This is a genomic window from Candidatus Infernicultor aquiphilus (assembly GCF_002784285.1).
Classification (GTDB): Bacteria; Atribacterota; Phoenicimicrobiia; order Phoenicimicrobiales; family Phoenicimicrobiaceae; genus Infernicultor; species Infernicultor aquiphilus.
Window position 1 is genome coordinate 1 of record NZ_PFKO01000212.1, and the last position, 2,381, is coordinate 2,381.

At 30.6% G+C, this 2,381-nt stretch carries 1 protein-coding gene; it reads left to right on the forward strand.

Annotation, left to right across the window (positions count from 1 at the left end):
- Window positions 1-160 precede the first annotated feature (160 nt).
- Window positions 161-2,161 carry an excinuclease ABC subunit UvrB gene (uvrB, locus tag COZ07_RS05575; protein WP_406607593.1) on the forward strand — a complete coding sequence of 667 codons (2,001 nt, stop codon included), beginning with the start codon at window positions 161-163 and terminating at the stop codon, window positions 2,159-2,161.
- Window positions 2,162-2,381 lie beyond the last annotated feature (220 nt).

Sequence of the window (2,381 nt, forward strand, 5' to 3'; positions counted from 1 at the left end):
GGGCTTGATGAATCAAGCCCCTACATCTATGATACTTAAATAATGGTAAGCTTTTACGATAGTTTTCTTGTAGGGGTCGGATTTATCCGACCCGAAACGGGTTCAAAACTCTTTTCATTAATTTTTAAATTCAACCTATATTTTTAAAAAGGTGCTGTAAATGACCCAAAATTTTGATTTAGTGTCTGATTATCCCCCTCAAGGAGACCAACCCCAGGCTATAAAAAAATTGATAGAAGGGATAAATAATAATTATAAATATCAAACTTTACTTGGAGTTACTGGTTCAGGGAAGACTTTTACTATGGCTAATGTAATTCAAGAGATTCAATTACCCACCCTGGTGATCTCCCATAATAAAACTTTAGCTGCTCAATTATGTAGTGAATTTAGAAGATATTTTCCTAACAATGCGGTAGAGTATTTTGTAAGTTATTATGATTATTATCAACCAGAAGCTTATATTCCCCGTACCGATACTTATATTGAGAAAGATTCTTCTATAAATGAAGAGATTGACCGATTAAGACTATCTGCTACCAGCTCCCTTTTGGAACGAAGGGATGTAATTATAGTAGCCAGTGTATCTTGTATTTATGGGTTAGGTTCACCCCAAGATTATAAAGAGTTGGTATTAACAGTTAATAAGAATGAAATCTGTGAAAGATATAAAATTATGGAAAGGCTTATAAATATACATTACGAGAGGAATGATGTCGATTTTCATCGAGGATGTTTTAGAATTAGAGGAGATGTAATCGAAATATTTCCTTCTTATTTAGAATATGCCTTTCGTATAGAGTTATGGGGTGATAAAATAGAAGTAATTTCTAAGATAGATCCTTTAACCGGAAAAGTTATAGAAAGAAAAGATAAATTAATAGTTTATCCGGCTAAACATTTTGTCACTACTAAAGATAAATTAGAAAGAGCAGTTTTATCTATCGAAGAAGAATTAAGAGAAAGATTAAAATATTTTAAAAAAGAGGGAAAACACTTAGAGGCTCAAAGATTAGAAGAAAGAACTAAATATGATTTGGAAATGTTAATAGAAGTAGGATATTGTAGCGGGATTGAAAATTATTCTCGTCATATTAGTGGAAGAAAATCAGGAGAGCCCCCGGCCACTTTGTTGGATTATTTTCCTTCTGATTTTTTAATGTTTGTTGATGAATCTCATGTTACTATTCCTCAATTAAGAGGTATGTTTGCAGGCGATAAATCTCGAAAAGACAGTTTGATAAATTATGGTTTTCGCTTACCTTCTGCTTATGACAATAGACCTTTATATTTTAAAGAAATAGAAAATTATATGAAAAAAGTTATCTTTGTTTCAGCTACTCCCGCTAAATATGAATTAGAAAGAGGTGAACAAGTAGTTGAGCAAATTATTAGACCTACGGGATTAGTTGATCCAGAGGTAATCTTAAAACCAATAAAGAATCAGATTGATAGTGTAATAGAAGAAATTAAAAAAAGGACTGAGAAAAAAGAAAGAGTATTAGTAACTACTTTAACTAAAAGAATGGCAGAAAATTTAGCTGAGTATCTGGAAGGAATTAATATAAAAGTGAGGTATCTTCATTCAGAAATTGAAACTTTAGAAAGGATTAACATACTAAAGGATTTAAGATTAGGTAAGTTTGATGTATTGGTGGGAGTTAATCTTTTAAGAGAAGGATTAGACCTCCCAGAAGTATCTTTAGTAGCTATTTTGGATGCGGATAAAGAAGGTTTTCTAAGGTCAGAAACTTCCTTAATCCAGACTATGGGAAGAGCATCAAGAAATATAAATGGTACCGTTATTTTATATTGTCAAAATATTACTGGATCAATAGAAAGAGCAATAAAGGAAACTAATCGAAGAAGAAAGATACAATTAGAATATAATCACCAATACTCGGTAATACCTCAAACTATAATCAAACCAATAGAAGAATTTATTAGGATTAATAATTTAAATGACCTGGATAATATTTCATCGGTTAGTGAAGAATCAGGAAAGTATTTAAGCCAAAATAACTTGAGTTGGTTAATAAAATCTTTAGAAAAAGAGATGATACAAGCAGCAAAAAATTTAGATTTTGAAAGAGCTGCCTTGCTTCGAGATGAAATAAGAAGATTAAAAAAAGAAAAAACCCTATTCGGAGGAATAAAATAGTAAATCAGTATATAGTATATAGTATGTAGTATATAGTGAATAGTATATAGTAAAGAAAAGAGATTAGTAATATGTTGGTTGTAACCCAAAAAGTAAACAAAATGGTAATGTAGGGGTCGGATTTATCCGACCCGGTATTCAGACTGTGTTACAATTACATCTTTTACCTAACCTAAAAGATTAAAAAATATTGAATAAAAATCAAATAAAACTCTTATTT